The organism is Faecalibacterium hominis (ex Afrizal et al. 2022) (genome assembly GCF_049545105.1).
Taxonomy (GTDB): domain Bacteria; phylum Bacillota; class Clostridia; order Oscillospirales; family Ruminococcaceae; genus Faecalibacterium; species Faecalibacterium duncaniae.
Window position 1 is genome coordinate 588,692 of the sequence record NZ_CP186860.1, and the last position, 17,715, is coordinate 606,406.

Consider the following 17,715-nt stretch of genomic DNA (forward strand, 5'->3'; position numbering starts at 1 on the left):
AAACGGCATCGCAAACCAATCGGTCTGCGATGCCGTTTTGCGTTTCGCTCTTTATTCAGCGCTGTATGCGCTGCCCATAGTCCAGGAGTTGGAAGCCGAATACTTTGCGTGGTTGCGCAGGTAGGTGACCCAGGCACCATAGCCGTTTCCGGCCGAGAAGTGGACTCCATCCGGAGCCGCCAGCATCTCCTTCAGATTCCCGTTCTCATCGGCAAAGGTCTCCCACAGGTCAAGGTAGACACAGCCCTTGTCTGCAGCCAGCTTTGCCAGCTGCTCGTTCACAGAGCGCAGGACATCGGACGCAAGACCGGGCTTTTCCGCAGCGGCCTGGGGCCGCACCGGCGGGATGGACTGGACATAGATGACGCAGCCGGGCAGGGCCTGCCTGAGCTGATCCAGCATCTGGCCATAGTAGGCCAGAAAGCGGTCTGCTGCCCCCAGCGTGGTCAGCGTGTTGGTGCCCAGCAGGATATAGAGCTTTTTCGGCTGGGCCGCTGTCAGCACATCCATTGCCACCTCTGAGCCGCGCACGCTGCTCTTGACCGCGCTGCGGTTCACGATGGCATCGGGGCCCACACCGGTATAGCCGCAGATGAGCGCCCCGCCCAGGTTGATGCTGTAATCGGAAAAGCCCACGGTCAGGCTGTCGCCCAGCAGGGCCGCATCCGAAAAGTAACTCAGATCCACCTGCCCACAGCTGGGCTGGCGGATCACGCTGCTGTCATACGCCTTGACCTGATAGGCCCCCGCTGCCTGCCGGGCGGGTCCGAACTGTTCCAGCGTGACAGCCGCCGCATCGGCGGTTCCACTGCCTTCCCCTGCCGTACCGCCGGCGCTGTCTGCCGTGGAGGCTCCCGTATCTCCCTGCATGGGCAGCGGAGCCAGGATATTGGCCGCTGTGCCCGCCGCCGGGCTTTGCTGGACAGCCTCGCTCTGCTTTTCGCCATTTTCCAGAATGGCCGTGATGGCCAGCGACAGCAGCAGGATCGCTGCAATGACCCCCGCCAGCCGCAGGCCGGTGCCTGCCTTGCTGCGCCGTCTCCGGCCATGGGTGGAATGATATTCGTGTGAGATTCCCATTCTCTTTCCCGCCTTTCCCTGTTTTCTTTTCTCTATCATTACGGTCAGTATCCCCGAAAAATTGCAGAGTTTGCATTCTGCACTCCGACCGACCCTATGTTTTTGTAGGATACGCCAAATATTGTATCATAATTTTTTTGCCCGTGCAACCAATCAGGTCTTGCATACAACAGAGAAATAGTTTACAATAGTATTGTTGCAGGAATTGCACAGTTTTCATTGAATCAGATGCACATCCTGCATTCTTTTTGTACGACTTGCGGCGCGCATCCGCATCCACATTCTCCTTCCCCGGGCAGTGCAGGGCTCTGGGAGGACACAGGGGGACTGACCGCGTGCTTTGCAGGACGTAAAATGTTGTTCTTTTGGATAAGGAGGACGTATGTCAAAGAATGTCATCATCGGCCAGAGCGGCGGCCCTACCGCCGTTATCAATTCCAGCCTGGCAGGCGTATACAAAGCTGCCTGCAGTCTGGGGGCCGATAAGGTCTACGGAATGAAGTACGGTATCGAGGGCCTTTTAAAGGAAGAGATGCTGGAACTGAACGTTCTGCTGGATGACCGCATGAGCATTGAGCTGCTCAAGCGCACCCCGTCCAGCTATCTGGGCAGCTGCCGCTACAAGCTGCCAGACCCGGACGTGGATTCTACCCCGTTCATCAAGCTGTTCACCCTGTTTGACAAGTACGATATCTGTGCGCTGTTCTACATCGGCGGCAATGACTCGATGGACACCATTGCAAAACTCTCCCGTTACGGTGCCCAGGTGGGCAGCAGCGTCCGGTTCATCGGTGTGCCCAAGACCATCGACAACGACCTTTGCCTGACCGACCACACCCCCGGCTACGGTTCTGCCGCCAAGTACATTGCCACCATCCTGAAGGAGGTCATCCGTGACTCCTCCGTTTACAACATCCGCAGCGTGACGGTGGCCGAGATCATGGGCCGCCACGCGGGCTGGCTGGCCGGTGCGGCCTGTCTGGCCGGCGGCGATGACTGCGAAGGCCCCGACCTCATTCTGCTGCCTGAGGTTCCCTTTGACCCGGACAGGTTCCTGACCCGGGTGGACGAGCTGCAGCGGGTCAAACCCAATGTCATCATTGCAGCCAGCGAGGGCGTTAAGACTGCCGACGGCACCTATCTGTGCGATCTGGTCTCCACCGCCGGGCAGCTGGATGCCTTTGGCCACAAGGCCATTCTCAGCGGCACCAGCCGGTATCTTTCTGACCTCATCCACGATAATCTGAACTGCAAGAGCCGTGCCATTGAGTTCTCGACTCTGCAGCGCTGCGCCAGCCATCTGGCCAGCCGCACCGATGTGAACGAGGCCTATGCCGTGGGCGGCGCTGCCGCTTCCGCTGCCTTTGCGGGCGAGACCGGGCGGATGATCTCGCTCAAGCGCATTTCCGATTACCCCTACCAGTGCATCACCGAGTCCGTGGATGTCCAGCAGGTGGCAAACCTGGAGAAAAAGGTGCCGCTGGACTGGATCACCCCGGACGGAATGCAGGTGACGGCGGCATTTGAGGAGTATGCCCGTCCGCTCATCCTGGACGAAGTGACACCGGTCTATGTCAACGGTACCCCGCGCCATATCTGCCTGTAAGTTTCATTTGCGCGTTTCCTCCCCCCTCGTGGTCTGTTTTCGTGCTCCTGCACGATAATATAAAAGCCGAAACAGAAGAAAAGGAGAAATCATCATGGGTAAAAATGCAATCGTTGGTCAGTCTGGCGGCCCTACCTCCGTCATCAATGCAAGTCTGGCAGGCGTATTCGAGAGCTGCAAGAGCCGCGGCGCTGAGATTGTTTACGGCATGTGCAACGGCGTTGCCGGTCTGCTGGAGGAGCGCGTGGTGGATCTTTCCACCGTGCTGACCGACGACCTGGATATCGAGCTGCTCAAGCGCACCCCGTCCAGCTTCCTGGGCAGCTGCCGCTATAAGCTGCCCGATTGGCACGATGACGAGACCGTTTACAAGAAGCTGTTCGCCATCCTGGAAAAGCTGAACATTGGCTACTTCTTCTACATTGGCGGCAACGACTCCATGGATACCATCGGCAAGCTGGCTGAATACGGCAACCGCATCCAGAGCGACATCCGCTTCATGGGCGTTCCAAAGACCATCGATAACGACCTGATGGTGACCGACCACACCCCCGGCTACGGCTCTGCGGCAAAGTACATCGGTGTGGTGATGAAGGAGATCATCCGCGATGCCACCGTTTACGGCACCAATTATGTCACCGTGGTCGAGATCATGGGCCGCAACGCCGGCTGGCTGACCGCTGCTGCCTCTCTGGCCAAGAGTGATGACTGCGAGGGCGTGGATATGATCTGCCTGCCCGAAGTCCCCTTCAACGTGGAGCACTTCATTGAGAAGGTCCGCGCCATGCAGGAGAAGAAGCCCAGCATCGTGATCGCTGTTTCCGAGGGTGTCAAGCTCGAGGACGGTCGTTATGTCTGTGAGCTGGCCGATGATGTGCACGCAGTGGACGCTTTCGGCCACAAGGCACTGACTGGTACCGCACGCTATCTGGCGAATGTGGTCGCCCGCAATCTGGATACCAAGACCCGCTGTATCGAGCTGTCTACCCTGCAGCGCTGCGCTGGTCACCTGACCAGCCGCACCGACATCACCGAGGCTTACCAGGTGGGCGGCGCTGCTGCCAAGGCTGCCTTTGAGGGTGTCACCGGTCAGATGGTCGCCCTGAAGCGCATCTCCAACAGCCCCTATCAGTACATCACCGAGCTGCACCCCATCAGTGAAGTTGCAAACCTCGAGAAGAAGGTTCCCCTGAGCTGGATGAACGAGAATCACACTCAGATGACCGAGGAATTCCTCGAGTATGCCCGCCCGCTGATCCAGGCTGAGCTGACTCCGCTGTACATTGCAGGTCTGCCCCACCACATCTACATGAAAAAGTAATTTCTCCTTTGAATCCTTCTAAGGCATAGCAAAACTCCCGCCCGGCTCCGGGCGGGAGTTTTTGCTGTATGACTTATGATTTACTGTTTGCCCAGCTGCCAGAACGCCACGGCACTGGCGGCGGCAACGTTCAGGGAATCGACCCCGTGGGACATGGGGATCTTGACTGTGTAATCGCAGGATGCGATGGTGGTATGGGAAAGGCCGTCTCCCTCCGTGCCCAGCACAATGGCAAGCTTCGGCTCCCGGGCAAGGGCTTCGTCATCAATGCTGACCGAACGGTCACTCAAGGCCATGGCAGCCGTCTTGAAGCCCAGGGCATTCAGCTGAGCAAGCCCCTTTTCGGGCCAATCAGCAGGCGTTTCACCGATCTGCGCCCAGGGCACCTGAAATACCGTGCCCATACTCACGCGCACGGCCCGGCGGCAGAGCGGGTCACAGCAGGAGGGGTTGATAAGAACAGCGTCCATGTTCAGCGCTGCCGCGCTGCGGAAGATGGCACCCACATTGGTGGAATCCACAATGCCCTCCAGCACGGCCACCCGCCGGGCGTTCCGGCAGAGCTCTTCCACGGTGCGGGGCTTCGGACGTTGAAAGGCGCAGAGCACGCCCCGGGTCAGCTCGTAGCCTGTCAGTGCAGCCAGCAGCTCCCGGTCAGCAGTATAAATGGGTGCATCCCCGCAGCGGGTCAGGATCTCCGCCGCAGGGCCGGTGATCTGCCTGCGCTCCATCAGCAGGGAGACCGGTACAAAGCCTGCATCCAGTGCCCGGGAGATCACCTTGGGGCTCTCGGCAATGAAGATGCCTTTTTCGGGTTCCAGCCGACTGCGCAGCTGGTTCTGCGTCAGGCGGGCGTAGGGGTCCAGCTCCGGCGCGTGAAAATCCGTGATCTCGATGATATTGGGCATGGGGAGATTCTCCTTTTTCTGTATGAATGGTCTTATTGTAGCACAACCCGGATGCAATTGCAAAATACATGGCAGGCATATTCGTTTTACATAGTCAAAACCGCCAAAAATCACCTTTTGTTTTTGACAAATCCGTCAACCCGCGCTATAGTATAGAGGTAAAAAAACAGAGGGGGAATTTGCATGAATTCCAAGAAAAAGCGCCGCGGCCAGATGTCGGAAGCCTTCTGCACGGCAATGTTCCTTTCACTGTCCGGCGGCCTGCAGGACGTATACACCTATCTGTTCCGGGGCAAGGTGTTTGCCAACGCCCAGACCGGCAACATCGTGCTGATGGCTGTCCATGCCTTTGCCGGGGAGTGGGGGCGTGTGCTGCATTATCTTGTGCCCCTGTGCTTCTTTGCGCTGGGCGTGTTCGCGGCAGAGCTGATGCACCAGAAGCTGCAGAATCTGCAGCGGCTCCACTGGCGGCAGCTGGTGGTGCTGTGTGAGATCGTGATGCTGTTCGTGGTGGGCTTTTTCCCGCAGGAGTGGAATCTTATGGCCAATGCGCTGGTCTCGTTTGCCTGTGCGATGCAGGTGCAGACCTTCCGCAAGGTGAACGGTTATGCCTTTGCCAGCACCATGTGCATCGGCAACATGCGCAGCGGCATGGACTCCCTCTGCAGCTGGGTGCTCAACCGCAATCCTGCCGCCCTGAAAAAATCCCTTTATTACTGGGGCATCATCCTCCTGTTTGCGCTGGGCGCGGGCCTGGGCAGCCTGGCGCTGGATCTCTGCGGCGCAAAGGCCATCTGGCTCTCCTGCCTGCTGCTGGCCGTCAGCTTCTGTCTGATGTTCCTGAAAGAAGATGTGGAAGAGATCAAAGAAGATCTCGAAGCGCTGGAAGCAAAACATTAAATCAAGGAGTTTCCCTCAGTTTCACGCTGTTTACCGCCATGCCAAGGGCTCCCCTGGTGGGGGAGCTGGCGAACGCCAGCGAGACTGAGGGTTTATTTTTCCCCCCGAATCTATCCAACACTTCCCCGGTCTCCTTCGTCTTACAGGCAGAACGACGCAATGAAAGGAGGAAGCCCCATGTGGGAGCTGCTGTACGAGACCTTCTGGGACAGGCTGGAACACTTCTGTTTCAATCTCTGCCGGGACGAAGCCCGGGCGGAGGATCTGACCCAGGAAGTCTTTCTGCGGGCACTGCAGAACCGGAGCCTTATCAACAGCTTTACAGAGCGGCAGTGCAAGGCCTGGCTGTTTACCACAGCGCGGAATCTCTACTGCGACCAGCTCCGCCGGACGGCAAAGGAGGAGCAGCTGCTCAGCACCTTTTTCCCGGAAGAGGACAGTGCTGAACCGGATTCCGCACTGGACACAGTGGAAGCCGCCAGTCTGCTGGCTCTGCTCACCCCGGAAGAACGGCGGCTGTTCACCCTGCGCTATACAGCGGGCTACAATGCCAGCGAGATCGGTCAGCTGCTCAGTCTCCCGCCCGGCACGGTCCGCAGCCGCCTTGCCCAGATACGCCATCGCCTCAAAACTGAACTTACGGAGGAATAAATGATGAAAAAGAACCTGAATGTGGACGCTATGATCCTGGACCTGCGCAATGTGCAGGAGGATTTTCTTGACCGCTATGAGCAGATCAAGCTGGACTGCATGATCGCGCTGACCTCACCCCGGGTGCAGACGCTCCTGAGCCAGCACAACATTTCTCTGGATTCGATGCTCTGCAAAAATGTCCCGGAGGAGGTCTCGGTGGGTGTGGTCAATGGCAAGGTCACGCTGAGCTCTGCCAGCCAGACCGCCGCCGGGCAGGTACTGGTGGTCAACGGCAAGCTGATGATTACACCGGATGCTGCGGAGGTTTTACAGAAGTACGCCTGCATTCTGGTCAACGGTATGATCTACTGCCCGCAGTGCCTCTCGGCAGTGGTATCCGCCCGCTGCATCCTGAACGGAAAGCTGGCGGTCTACCCCGATGATGCAGTGCTCCTGCCGGGAAGCTCCATCAAGCTAGACAACACCTTCCTGCTGCGGGCACAAAGCCGCCTGTACTGGAATGAACATCGCTTCCTGGCGGTTGACCCCAGGCTCGACACTGCCGCACTGGCCGCCAAGGGCTGCAGCTTTTCCGCTCCAAAGGCCATCCTGTGCGCAAGCCTTGCGCCCGTTCTGGCCCCGCTCTTCCCGGATTCCACCGAGCTGATCATCGTGCCGGACGGCACCGCCGTGGTGGAGGACGACCTGGAGCTGACCGCCTCTTCCCTGCGCCGGTATGGCACCCGTCTCTATGTGCTGGGTGATGCCGTCATCCCCGCAGAGAGCGCAGACCTGCTGGCTCAGATCGAATTCCTGCATGTTACCGGTGAAGTAGAGCTGCCTGATGCTCTGGAAGCGGCCTTCTTTGCCATCCCTGAGCTGGAATGCGGCAAAGTAGTCCACGAGGACGCTCTGCCCAAACAGACCCGCGCCAAAGCAAAGGATGAGGAGCCCGATCCGGATACCGTGACCCTCAGCGGCATCCAGCTGACCCTGTAATCCGCACTGTTCCTCCCTGCCCCGCTCTTTCCGGCAAAAGCTTTCTGCTGGAAGGAGCGGGACTTTTGTTGATTTTTTATTGCACCCGCTCCTCTGATATGATATACTGCTTTTGTATTGTGTAATTCCCCGGGCACACTTCCGCTGTGGAACCCGCTGCCCGGGCAGGATATGGGAACCGAAATCAGGAAGAGGAGCAACGAATGAAAAAAGGATTTGACAACGACAAATACCTGCAGATGCAGTCGGAGCACATCCGGGAGCGGATCGCGCAGTTCGACAACAAGCTGTATCTGGAATTCGGCGGCAAGCTGTTCGATGACTACCACGCCTCCCGCGTGCTGCCCGGCTTCCAGCCCGATTCCAAACTGCAGATGCTGCTGCAGCTGAAGGATCAGGCCGAGGTCGTTATCGTCATCAACGCTGAGGACATCGTCAGCAGCAAGGTGCGCGGTGACTATGGCATCACTTATGATCTGGACGTTCTGCGTCTCATCGACGCATTCCAGGAGCGCGGCCTGTTTGTGGGCAGCGTATGCGTGACCATGTACACCGCTGCCCCCGAGGTGGAAGCCTTTGAGAAGCGGCTGAACAGCCTGGGCATCCGCACCTTCCGGCACTATAAGATCCCCGGCTACCCCAACGACGTTGCCCGCATCGTGAGCGACGAGGGCTATGGCCGCAACGAGTACATTGAGACCCAGCGCCCGCTGGTGGTTATCACGGCTCCCGGCCCCGGCAGCGGCAAGATGGCCACCTGCCTGTCCCAGCTGTACCACGAATACAAGCGGGGCGTGAAGGCCGGTTATGCCAAGTTTGAGACCTTCCCCATCTGGAACATCCCCCTGAAGCACCCGGTCAACCTGGCTTACGAGGCTGCCACCGCCGACCTGAACGATGTGAACATGATCGACCCGTTCCATCTGGAGGCCTATGGCAAGACCGCGGTCAACTACAACCGCGACATTGAGATCTTCCCCGTGGTCAACGCCATGTTTGAGCTGATTGCAGGCAAGAGCCCCTACCACTCCCCCACCGACATGGGCGTGAACATGGCCGGCAACTGCATCGTGGATGATGCGGCCTGCTGCGAAGCTTCCCGCAACGAGATCGTCCGCCGCTACTTCAAGGCCCTGTGCGACCTCAAGAACGGCGCACAGATCCAGAGCGAGGTCTACAAGCTGGAGCTGCTGATGAATCAGGCCGGACTGACCCAGGGCAGCCGCCCGGTGGAGCAGGCCGCCCATGCAGTCTCTGAAAAGACCGGCGGTGCCCCCGCTGCCGCCATTGAGCTGCCGGACGGTACCGTTGTCACCGGCAAGACCGGCCCCCTGCTGGGTGCCGCTTCCTCCGCTCTGCTCAACGCGCTGAAAAAGCTGGCCGGCATCGACCAGGAGCTCGACCTCGTTTCTGCTGCCGCCATCGAGCCCATCCAGACCCTCAAAACCAACTATCTGGGCAGCAAGAACCCCCGCCTGCACACCGACGAGATCCTGATTGCCCTGTCCAGCTCGGCTGCGCAGAATCCCACTGCTGCAGCCGCCCTCAAGCAGCTCTCCCACCTGAAGGGCTGCGATATGCACTCCACTGTCATCCTGTCCAGCGTGGATATGGATACCGTGAAGAAGCTGGGCATGTATCTGACCTGCGAGCCCACCTATGAGGAAGCAGACCGGATGTACCACAAGAAGTAAAAAATAATGACCCTCTCTGTCATTGCTTTGCACTGCCGTCTTTCCCCAAGGGCTAGGCGGCCGCATCTGCGCGACGGAGAGGGTCATTTTTATTTCCGGGTCTGTTCCCAGTAGGCTCCCATGCTCTGGCCGGGCTGGTCGGTGACATCATCGTTCAGATAGTCTGCAAGGCCAAAGGCTTCCGGCTTCCAGCTGCGGGCAGCATCCACGGTGGGGTATTCCACCTCAGCGTACCAGAACGCAGTGGGCTGGCCCTCATCCACATGGTTCACCTCCAGCACAAGGCCATCGGGCAGGGCATAGCTTCTGCGGATCTTCCCGATCAGGGGCTTACCGATGATCTTTGTTTCCAGTTCATCAAACAGTTTCTCGTCGATGGGGCGCTCGATCTCCTCCCGTGCAAGCCCGCTTCCGGACTTGAAGCAGAGGATATAGGCCGTCTCGCCGCCCTTGAGCGCCTCCTCCCGGATGCGCACGGTGGGCCGCACGCTGATATATCCCTGCCGCATGGCAAACTCTTCCTTGAGCGGCAGAGCCGGGAAGTTTTCGCCCTCCGGCCAGCCGTTCACCATCCATTTGCGTTCGATCTCCATGGTGTTTTCCTCGTTTCTGTGTTTTTGTATTTATTCTAGCATGGTTTTATGATAAAATAAACATCAAGCTAAAATTTCAGCGTCCTCACCCTCTCAGTCTCGCTGCGCTCGCCAGCTCTCCCGAAGGGAGAGCCTTTGGCAAAACATCGAAAAGTTTGCTGAAACCTGAAAGCAGAGCCGCTCTTGGCTCCCCCTTTGGGGGAGCTGGCAATGCCGACAGGCATTGACTGAGAGGGTGAGCCATATTCAATAACAGGAGATCATTCATGAAAACTTCCCGCAACTATCCCGTCTATAAAGTCAACAAACACGCCGAGGGCCTGCTGGTGGGCGGCCACCCCTGGGTGTACGAAAACGACATCCTGGGTTCCCCGGAAGCAGAGCCTGAAAACGGCACGCTGGTCGATGTAGTCAGCACAAAGGGTGCCTATCTTGGCACCGGTTTTCTCTCACTGAAAAGCAAGATCCGGGTGCGGCTCATCTCCCGCAACGCCAACGACACCTTTGATGCCGCTTTCTGGAAGCGCCGTGTCGAATACGCCTGGGCCTACCGCAAGACCGTGCTGGAGCCCGCCGACCTGACCGCCTGCCGTGTCATCTTTGGCGAGGCTGACCAGTTCCCGGGCCTGACTGTGGACCGGTTCAACAATATCCTTGTCACCCAGACCCTGAGCGTGGGCATGGAAAAGCTCAAGCCCATCCTCTTCCCCCTGCTGGCAGAAGTCCTGCGCGCTGACGGCCAGACCATTGAGGGCATCTACGAGCGCAACGACGAGGCTCTGCGGGCCAAGGAGGGCCTGGCACAGAACAAGGGCTGGTTTGACCTGCCCGGCGAGACGCACCCCGACAGCACCCAGACCGAGATCTGCGAGAACGGCGTGTTCTACCATGTCGATTTTGAGAACGGCCAGAAGACCGGCTTTTTCCTCGACCAGAAATACAACCGCCGGGCTGTGGCCCGCATTGCTGCCGGTCACACTGTGCTGGACTGCTTTACCCACACCGGCAGCTTTGCGCTGAACGCTGCCAAGGGCGGAGCTGCCCGGGTCACCGCCGCTGACATCAGCGCCGAGGCCATTGCCATGGCCCAGCGGAACGCCCAGCGCAACAACCTGACCAACATGGATTTTCTCTGCGAGGACACCTTTGACCTGCTGCCCCGGCTGGAAAAGGAGGGCCACCCCTACGACTTTATCATCCTTGACCCGCCGGCCTTTACCAAGGCCCGCCGCACGGTGGAGAACGCCATGCGCGGCTATAAGGAGATCAACTACCGCGCCATGAAGCTGCTGCCCCGGGGCGGCTATCTGGCCACGGCCAGCTGCTCCCACTTTGCCACCGAGGAGCTGTTCATCAAGATGCTGCACGCCGCCGCAAAGGATGCCCACCGGCAGCTGCGGCAGATCGAGGTGCGCCAGCAGGCCCCGGATCACCCCATCCTGTGGGGCGTGCCCGAGACCAATTACCTGAAGTTCTTCCTGTTCCAGGTGATTTAACCCTCTCCGTCTGCTCACTTCGTTCGCATCCACCTCTCCCGAGGGGAGAGGCAACGCATCACAGAGAATAGATGCTGCTACATCTGGGATAGCCTTTGGCTCTCCCTTTGGGAGAGCTGCTGAGCGAGGCGAAGCTGAGAGGGCGAGGATGCCACCCGCAAAAGTCATACCAAGCGGGATATCTCCCAAAAAAACGAGAACGTGTTTGTGCAGAATCGTTAGTTTTGTCAATTGCCTTTTGAGCCGTTCCGGGATATAATCAAACCATAGACAGCAACGGCGCTGTGGGTCACCTCCTGACTCGCAGCGCCATTTTTGTTAAAAAGCTTTTCGCTGTTTCCGGGCCGCAGTTCGGCGGCGGGAGACAGTTTCGGAAGGGACAGACATAAGATCAAGTAAGGAGTAGGATTTATGGCAGCAAATGTTATGGAAATCTACGGCAGCAAGGTCTTTAACGAGCATGTAATGAAGGAGCGCCTGCCGAGCGCTACTTACAAGAGCCTGGAGCGCACCCTGCACAAGGGCGCACCCCTGGATATCGAGGTGGCAAACGTTGTGGCCAGTGTGATGAAGCGCTGGGCCATGGAGCTGGGCGCCACCCACTACACCCACTGGTTCCAGCCGCTGACCGGCATCACCAGTGAGAAGCACGACGGCTTTGTGAGCCCCGTGGGCGACGGCACCGCCATCATGGAGTTCTCCGGCAAGGAGCTGGTGCGCGGCGAGCCCGATGCTTCCTCCTTCCCCTCCGGCGGCCTGCGTGCCACCTGCGAGGCCCGCGGCTACACCGCATGGGACCCCACCAGCTACGCTTTCGTGAAGGATGACGTGCTGTGCATCCCCACCGCTTTCGTCAGCTACACCGGCGAGGCACTGGACAAAAAGACCCCCCTGCTGCGCTCCATGAACGCACTGTCCGGTCAGGCCATCCGCATCCTGAAGCTGTTCGGCAAGGATGTTGATTACGTCTCCACCACCGTCGGCCCCGAGCAGGAGTACTTCCTTGTCAAGAAGGAAGACTACGAGGCACGTCAGGATCTGATTCTCACCGGCCGAACCCTGTTCGGCGCTCCCTCTGCCAAGGGTCAGGAGCTGGAGGAGCATTACTTCGGTGTCATTCGTCCCGAGGTCTCCGAATTTATGAAGGAGCTGGACGAGGAGCTGTGGAAGCTGGGCGTTCCTGCCAAGACCAAGCACAACGAGGTGGCCCCCTGCCAGCATGAGCTGGCCCCCATCTTCGACACCACCAATGTTGCCATTGACCACAACCTGCTGACCATGGAGATGATGAAGAAGATCGCTCCCAAGTACGGTCTGGTCTGCCTGCAGCACGAGAAGCCCTTTGAGGGTGTGAACGGCAGCGGCAAGCACAACAACTGGTCGCTGTCCACCACCGAGGAGAACCTGCTGGACCCGGGCGACACGCCCATGGAGAACCTGCAGTTCCTGGTGTTCCTTGCCGCCGTCATCAAGGCTGTGGACGAGTACGCCGACCTGCTGCGCACCTCTGTAGCCACCCCGGGCAATGATCACCGTCTGGGTGCCAACGAGGCTCCCCCGGCCATCATCTCGATCTTTGTGGGCGAGGAACTGGAAGCTGTTATCGATGCCATTGCATCTGATTCGCCTTATGCCGGCCCCGTGAAGATGAAGATGGATCTGGGCGTGGACGTGCTGCCTAAGTTCAGCAAGGACACCACCGACCGCAACCGCACCTCTCCCTTCGCCTTCACCGGCAACAAGTTCGAGTTCCGTATGCCCGGCTCTGCTCAGAACCTGAGCGACTGCGACACCATCCTGAACACTGCTGTTGCCAAGGAGCTGAAGGGCTACGCTGACGAGCTGGAGGGCGCTGAGGACTTTACCAGCGCTGCCATTGCTCTGGTCAAGCGCACCATCCGTGACCACCGCCGTGTCATCTTCAACGGCAACGGCTACACCGCCGAGTGGGAAGAGGAAGCAGCACGCCGCGGCCTGCCCAACAAGAAGAACACGCCCGCTGCTCTGCCCGCACTGATCGATCCGAAGAACATCCAGCTGATGGAGGATTTCGGTGTTCTGACCAAGGTAGAGATGCACAGCCGTTACGAGGTCGAGATGGAGCACTACTCCAAGATCATCAACATCGAGGCTCTGACCATGCTGGAGATGGCCCGCAAGCAGCTGCTGCCCGCCATCAACTCCTACATGAGCGAGGTTGCCAACACCGCTGCATCCAAGCTGGCCGTCAGCGAGGCCATCAGCGTGCGCAGCGAGACCAAGACCCTCACCCGCCTGTCCACCGATGCCGATGCCATGAGCGATGCCATCGATGCCCTGCAGGCTGCCGTGGATACCGCCGAGGCCATGACCGATGAGAGTGCCAAGGCTGTCTCCTTCCACGATGACGTTCTGCCCAAGATGGATGCTCTGCGCGCCGCTGCCGACGATGCCGAGACCATCTGCGGTGAGGACTACTGGCCTCTGCCCAGCTACAGCAAGATGCTCTACTATGTCTGATCTTTCTGACATAGCTTGATAAGCATCGCTGGGTTGTTGGATTTTTAAGCCATTCCCCTTTTCCTATTTCTTACACCAGCCTAAAGACCTGCTTTGCGCATACGAAGCAGGCCTTTAGGCGTTTTTTAAGAACACAAACCGATTTTTCCAGTTTTGCACTGTTGTGCCATTTGCCGCGCCCTGCGGCTCGGAGGGAACCACTATGAGCTATAATACCCAACAGGACATCCTTGATTTTGTGGAGGACAACAACGTCAAATTCGTCCGCTTTGCCTTCTGCGATATCTTTGGCACCCAGAAAAACATCGCCGTGCTTGCCAGCGACCTGCCCAATGCCATGGAGGATGGTGTCTGCTTTGACGGCAGCTCCATTGCCGGTTTTATGAAGGTGGAGGAGAGCGATCTTGTGCTCCGGCCCGATCTTTCCACCGTGACCATCCTGCCCTGGCGGCCCACCGAGGGCCGGGTGATGCAGTTCTTCTGTGACGTGGAAAAACCGGACGGCGCTGCCTTTGGCGGCAACTGCCGCGGCTTCCTGCGCCAGATGAGCCGCAGCTTCCGCAAACTGGGGCTGACCTGCAACGTGGGGGCAGAGTGCGAGTTCTACCTGTTTGAGAATGACGACCGGGGCCGCCCCACCCGCATCCCCATCGACTTTGGCGGCTACTTTGATGTAGCCCCGCTGGATGCAGGCGAGAACCTGCGCCGGGACATCTGCCTGACCATGGAGCAGATGGGCATGAGCCCCCAGCACAGCCATCACGAGAGCGGCCACGGCCAGAATGAGATCGACTGCCACTACGCCGGCCCCCTGAAAACAGCCGACCATGTGATGATGTTCAAGCAGATCGTGCGGGCTGTTGCCATGCGCAACGGCATCCACGCCAGCTTCCTGCCCAAGCCCCTGCCGGATCAGGCAGGCAGCGGCCTGCACATCAACCTTTCGCTCTGCATGGACGGCCGCAATCTGTTTGAGGGCGACATTGCCCCGGACAGCATTGCAGGCAGCTTTATGGCGGGTGTTCTGGCCCACAGCCGGGAACTGACCGTGTTCACCAATCCCCTGCCCAACAGCTACCAGCGCTTTGGCTGTGACGAGGCTCCCCGCTATGTGAGCTGGAGTCGCCAGAACCGCAGCCAGCTGGTGCGCATCCCGCAGGTCAAGGGCAACAACTGCCGCATGGAGCTGCGCAGCCCTGACCCTGCCTGCAACCCCTATCTGGCCGTGGGTCTGGTGCTGGCTGCCGGTCTGGACGGCATCGAGCACCGGATGGTGCTGCAGGCCCCCATCAACAAGAATCTGTTCGATCCCGCCGAGGCCGCAGGTCTTGGGCTGGAAAGACTGCCTTCCACGCTGGAGGAGGCTGTGCAGGCCGCGCAGGAGAGCGAATTCCTGCGCCGCGTGCTGCCGGAAGAGCTTTCGCATCGGTACTATGAGGAAGAACTGAAGCGCTGTGCCGCCCTGAAAGCTGCCGCCGACCCGGCAGAGTACGAGCGGGTGCACTACTTCAACGCCATCTGAACCGCTTTTGAGGGAAAGTACGAAGGGGCAATGATTCGGCCCCTTGCCTGGATGTAAGAGAAAGGAGCGATTCAAATGGGACGTGCTCTGATCGTGAGCGCCGGAGCAAGCTCCAACGAGTACATCTCCGCGCGGCTGGCAGAGCTGGGATACACCCGGCCTGCGATCATCCCCAGTGGTGCCGAGGCCCGGCGCAGGATGCTGGAATCCGATTTTGAGTTGATCGTGGTCAACGCGCCTCTGCCGGACGAGTTCGGCCACGAGCTGTGTTCCTCTGCCGTAGAAAAAACAGACGCAGGCGTGGTGCTGCTGGCCAAGGCAGCAGCCGCCGAGCAGCTGCTGGCCCCCATGAGTGAGCAGGGGGTGCTGCTGCTGAGCAAGCCGTTCTCCAACACGCTGTTCCTGCAGGCCATCCATTTGGCCGCGGCCAGCAACCACCGCCTGCAGCTGCTCCGGCAGGAAAACGCGCGGATGCAGGAAAAGATCGCACAGGTACGGCTGGTCAGCCATGCAAAATGCTGTCTGGTGGAGCGGGAGCAGATGAGCGAGGATGCCGCCCACCGCTACATTGAAAAGCGCGCCATGGACACCCGGCGCAGCCGTGCAGAAATTGCACAGGAAATCCTTGATTCTTACGAGGATTAGGATTATAATTTGGTGTTGTATGTTTTGTTCCGGATGCGGTCGCATCCGTATTGGGAAAGAATGATCTCTGAAAGATAAATTAGAGGAGGACTGAACAAATGGCAAAATTCATCTTTGTGACCGGCGGTGTTGTCTCCGGTCTGGGCAAGGGCATCACGGCGGCTTCTCTGGGCCGCCTGCTCAAGTGCCGCGGACTGAAGGTCGCCAGCCAGAAGCTGGACCCCTATGTGAACGTGGACCCGGGTACCATGAGCCCCCTGCAGCACGGTGAGGTGTTCGTGACCGATGACGGCACTGAGACCGACCTTGATCTGGGTCACTATGAGCGCTTCATCGACGAAAATCTGAACAAGTATTCCAACCTGACCACCGGAAAGGTGTACTGGAACGTGCTGAACAAGGAGCGCCAGGGCGCTTATCTGGGCCAGACCGTCCAGATCATCCCCCACATCACCAACGAGATCAAGAATTACATCTACAACATGGCATCCTCTACCGATGCCGATGTGGTCATTACCGAGATCGGCGGCACCACCGGCGATATTGAGAGCCAGCCCTTCCTGGAGGCCATCCGTCAGGTGGGCCTGGAGCAGGGCCGCGACAACTGCTGCTACATCCATGTTGTGCTGGTGCCCTATATTTCCGGCTCCGACGAGTACAAGTCCAAGCCGGCCCAGCATTCCGTCAAGGAGCTGCAGGGCATGGGCGTGAACCCCGATATCATCATCCTGCGTGCTGACGGCAGCGTGGGCGGCGATATCCGCCGCAAGATCAGCACCTTCTGTAATGTCAAGCCTGAGTGCGTCATTGAGAACCTGACCATGCCCAGCCTGTACCAGTGCCCGCTGATGCTCCACACCAACGGTCTGGATGATGTGGTGGTGGAAAAGCTCAAGCTGGACGTGCCCCCCGCCGACCTGACCGAGTGGAAGGGTGTGGTCTCCCGCATTGCCACCCGCAGCAAGACCTGCACCATTGCGCTGGTGGGCAAGTACGTCAAGCTGCACGACGCTTATCTTTCCGTGATGGAGAGCCTGTACCACGCCGGTTTTGAGAACGACAGTCAGGTAGACATCAAGTGGGTGGAGAGCGAGGATCTGATCGATCAGGATGCCTGCAAAGAAGTGTTTGCTGACGTGGACGGCATCATTGTGCCCGGCGGCTTCGGCGACCGCGGCATCGAGGGCATGATCCAGGCTGCACAGTATGCCCGTGAGAACCAGATCCCCTACTTTGGCATCTGCCTGGGAATGCAGATCATGGTGATGGAGTTCGCACGCGGCGTGCTGGGCTATGCCGATGCCAATTCCAGCGAGTTCACCCCCGATGGTGCCCACAATGTCATTGCCCTGATGGCCGACCAGCAGGGCAACATCCCCAAGGGCGGCACCATGCGTCTGGGCAAGTATCCCTGCACCGTCAAGCCCGGCACCAAGATGGCCGAGTGCTACGGCGAGGCTGAGATCTGGGAGCGTCACCGCCACCGCTACGAGTTCAACAACGAGTTCCGTCAGGAGATGGAGGATGCCGGACTGGTCATTTCCGGCACCAGCCCTGACGGCCGTCTGGTGGAGACCGTGGAGCTGCCCGGCCGTGACTTCCATCTGGGTGCACAGTTCCACCCCGAATTCAAGAGCCGCCCCAACCGCGCTCATCCCCTGTTCAAGGGCTTTATCGCCGCCGCACTCAAATTCCGCATCCATGCACAGCGCGGCATGATGCACGTCTGACCTTCTCAGGCGTTTCGTTCCAGTTCTCCTCGTAGGAGAGGCCTGTAAGATTGCAATAAAAAAGCAGCTGCACTCCGTGTTTTTACGGA

General features: G+C 59.0%; 14 protein-coding genes. 11 read left to right on the plus strand and 3 right to left on the minus strand.

Translation table 11 applies throughout. The features are described 5' to 3' along the window. Nucleotides 1-51: 51 nt before the first annotated feature. The gene (locus ACKXGA_RS02980) at nt 52-1,080 is read right to left on the minus strand and encodes a GDSL-type esterase/lipase family protein (RefSeq protein WP_423730045.1); all 1,029 of its coding nucleotides are present in this window, start codon (nt 1,078-1,080) and stop codon (nt 52-54) included. A 382-nt stretch (nt 1,081-1,462) separates the two neighbouring features. Here ACKXGA_RS02980 and ACKXGA_RS02985 point away from each other — a divergent pair, with 382 nt between their 5' ends. Next, nucleotides 1,463-2,686, plus strand: coding sequence for a 6-phosphofructokinase (locus tag ACKXGA_RS02985; RefSeq protein ID WP_005934476.1), 1,224 nt, complete (start codon nt 1,463-1,465; stop codon nt 2,684-2,686). Nucleotides 2,687-2,780: 94 nt separating this feature from the next. Continuing rightward, nucleotides 2,781-4,007 (plus strand): 6-phosphofructokinase, encoded by a 1,227-nt coding sequence (locus ACKXGA_RS02990; RefSeq protein WP_097771220.1) that lies wholly within the window; start codon nt 2,781-2,783, stop codon nt 4,005-4,007. Nucleotides 4,008-4,087: 80 nt separating this feature from the next. On the opposite strand, the gene ACKXGA_RS02995 is transcribed toward ACKXGA_RS02990, so the two are convergent. Next, nucleotides 4,088-4,915 (minus strand): TrmH family RNA methyltransferase, encoded by an 828-nt coding sequence (locus ACKXGA_RS02995; protein ID WP_156075753.1) that lies wholly within the window; start codon nt 4,913-4,915, stop codon nt 4,088-4,090. Nucleotides 4,916-5,098: 183 nt separating this feature from the next. On the opposite strand from ACKXGA_RS02995, the gene ACKXGA_RS03000 reads away from it, so the two are divergent. From ACKXGA_RS03000 to ACKXGA_RS03015, 4 genes are all read left to right on the plus strand, one after another. Beyond that, the gene (locus ACKXGA_RS03000; protein ID WP_097771222.1) at nt 5,099-5,815 is read left to right on the plus strand and encodes a YoaK family protein; all 717 of its coding nucleotides are present in this window, start codon (nt 5,099-5,101) and stop codon (nt 5,813-5,815) included. Nucleotides 5,816-5,992: 177 nt separating this feature from the next. Then, nucleotides 5,993-6,466 carry an RNA polymerase sigma factor gene (locus ACKXGA_RS03005; protein ID WP_423730046.1) on the plus strand — a complete coding sequence of 158 codons (474 nt, stop codon included), beginning with the start codon at nt 5,993-5,995 and terminating at the stop codon, nt 6,464-6,466. After that, nucleotides 6,467-7,447: a hypothetical protein gene (locus tag ACKXGA_RS03010; protein ID WP_097771888.1), complete on the plus strand. Its 981-nt coding sequence runs from the start codon at nt 6,467-6,469 to the stop codon at nt 7,445-7,447. Nucleotides 7,448-7,650: 203 nt separating this feature from the next. Continuing rightward, nucleotides 7,651-9,141 carry a DUF1846 domain-containing protein gene (locus ACKXGA_RS03015; protein WP_117476115.1) on the plus strand — a complete coding sequence of 497 codons (1,491 nt, stop codon included), beginning with the start codon at nt 7,651-7,653 and terminating at the stop codon, nt 9,139-9,141. Nucleotides 9,142-9,230: 89 nt separating this feature from the next. Here the strand turns inward: ACKXGA_RS03015 and ACKXGA_RS03020 are convergent, their stop codons facing one another. Continuing rightward, the gene (locus ACKXGA_RS03020; protein WP_117476114.1) at nt 9,231-9,734 is read right to left on the minus strand and encodes a CYTH domain-containing protein; all 504 of its coding nucleotides are present in this window, start codon (nt 9,732-9,734) and stop codon (nt 9,231-9,233) included. Nucleotides 9,735-10,000: 266 nt separating this feature from the next. Here ACKXGA_RS03020 and ACKXGA_RS03025 point away from each other — a divergent pair, with 266 nt between their 5' ends. From ACKXGA_RS03025 to ACKXGA_RS03045, 5 genes are all read left to right on the plus strand, one after another. Next, nucleotides 10,001-11,230, plus strand: a complete 1,230-nt coding sequence (locus tag ACKXGA_RS03025) for a class I SAM-dependent rRNA methyltransferase (RefSeq protein ID WP_423730047.1) — start codon at nt 10,001-10,003, stop codon at nt 11,228-11,230. 411 nt (nt 11,231-11,641) lie between these two features. Next, nucleotides 11,642-13,729 carry a glutamine synthetase III gene (locus tag ACKXGA_RS03030; RefSeq protein WP_117476112.1) on the plus strand — a complete coding sequence of 696 codons (2,088 nt, stop codon included), beginning with the start codon at nt 11,642-11,644 and terminating at the stop codon, nt 13,727-13,729. 202 nt (nt 13,730-13,931) lie between these two features. After that, a complete protein-coding gene (locus ACKXGA_RS03035) occupies nt 13,932-15,251 on the plus strand; it encodes a glutamine synthetase family protein (protein WP_423730048.1) in 1,320 nt (439 codons plus the stop codon). Between the two features lie 75 nt (nt 15,252-15,326). After that, entirely contained in the window at nt 15,327-15,896 is a 570-nt protein-coding gene (locus ACKXGA_RS03040; RefSeq protein WP_423730049.1) for an ANTAR domain-containing response regulator, read from the plus strand. Between the two features lie 98 nt (nt 15,897-15,994). Beyond that, on the plus strand, nt 15,995-17,626 hold the full coding sequence (locus ACKXGA_RS03045) for a CTP synthase (RefSeq protein ID WP_097771883.1): 1,632 nt from the start codon (nt 15,995-15,997) through the stop codon (nt 17,624-17,626). The last annotated feature ends 89 nt before the right edge of the window (nt 17,627-17,715 follow it).

Bases quoted from the DNA above. Each gene is read 5' to 3' on its own strand.
- ACKXGA_RS03020 (WP_117476114.1), bottom strand. From the start codon at position 9,734: ATGGAGATCGAACGCAAATGGATGGTGAACGGCTGGCCGGAGGGCGAA.
- ACKXGA_RS03005 (WP_423730046.1), top strand. From the start codon at position 5,993: ATGTGGGAGCTGCTGTACGAGACCTTCTGGGACAGGCTGGAACACTTC.
- ACKXGA_RS02980 (WP_423730045.1), bottom strand. From the start codon at position 1,080: ATGGGAATCTCACACGAATATCATTCCACCCATGGCCGGAGACGGCGC.
- ACKXGA_RS02995 (WP_156075753.1), bottom strand. From the start codon at position 4,915: ATGCCCAATATCATCGAGATCACGGATTTTCACGCGCCGGAGCTGGAC.
- ACKXGA_RS03030 (WP_117476112.1), top strand. From the start codon at position 11,642: ATGGCAGCAAATGTTATGGAAATCTACGGCAGCAAGGTCTTTAACGAG.
- ACKXGA_RS02990 (WP_097771220.1), top strand. From the start codon at position 2,781: ATGGGTAAAAATGCAATCGTTGGTCAGTCTGGCGGCCCTACCTCCGTC.
- ACKXGA_RS03045 (WP_097771883.1), top strand. From the start codon at position 15,995: ATGGCAAAATTCATCTTTGTGACCGGCGGTGTTGTCTCCGGTCTGGGC.
- ACKXGA_RS03015 (WP_117476115.1), top strand. From the start codon at position 7,651: ATGAAAAAAGGATTTGACAACGACAAATACCTGCAGATGCAGTCGGAG.
- ACKXGA_RS02985 (WP_005934476.1), top strand. From the start codon at position 1,463: ATGTCAAAGAATGTCATCATCGGCCAGAGCGGCGGCCCTACCGCCGTT.
- ACKXGA_RS03040 (WP_423730049.1), top strand. From the start codon at position 15,327: ATGGGACGTGCTCTGATCGTGAGCGCCGGAGCAAGCTCCAACGAGTAC.
- ACKXGA_RS03025 (WP_423730047.1), top strand. From the start codon at position 10,001: ATGAAAACTTCCCGCAACTATCCCGTCTATAAAGTCAACAAACACGCC.
- ACKXGA_RS03010 (WP_097771888.1), top strand. From the start codon at position 6,467: ATGATGAAAAAGAACCTGAATGTGGACGCTATGATCCTGGACCTGCGC.
- ACKXGA_RS03035 (WP_423730048.1), top strand. From the start codon at position 13,932: ATGAGCTATAATACCCAACAGGACATCCTTGATTTTGTGGAGGACAAC.
- ACKXGA_RS03000 (WP_097771222.1), top strand. From the start codon at position 5,099: ATGAATTCCAAGAAAAAGCGCCGCGGCCAGATGTCGGAAGCCTTCTGC.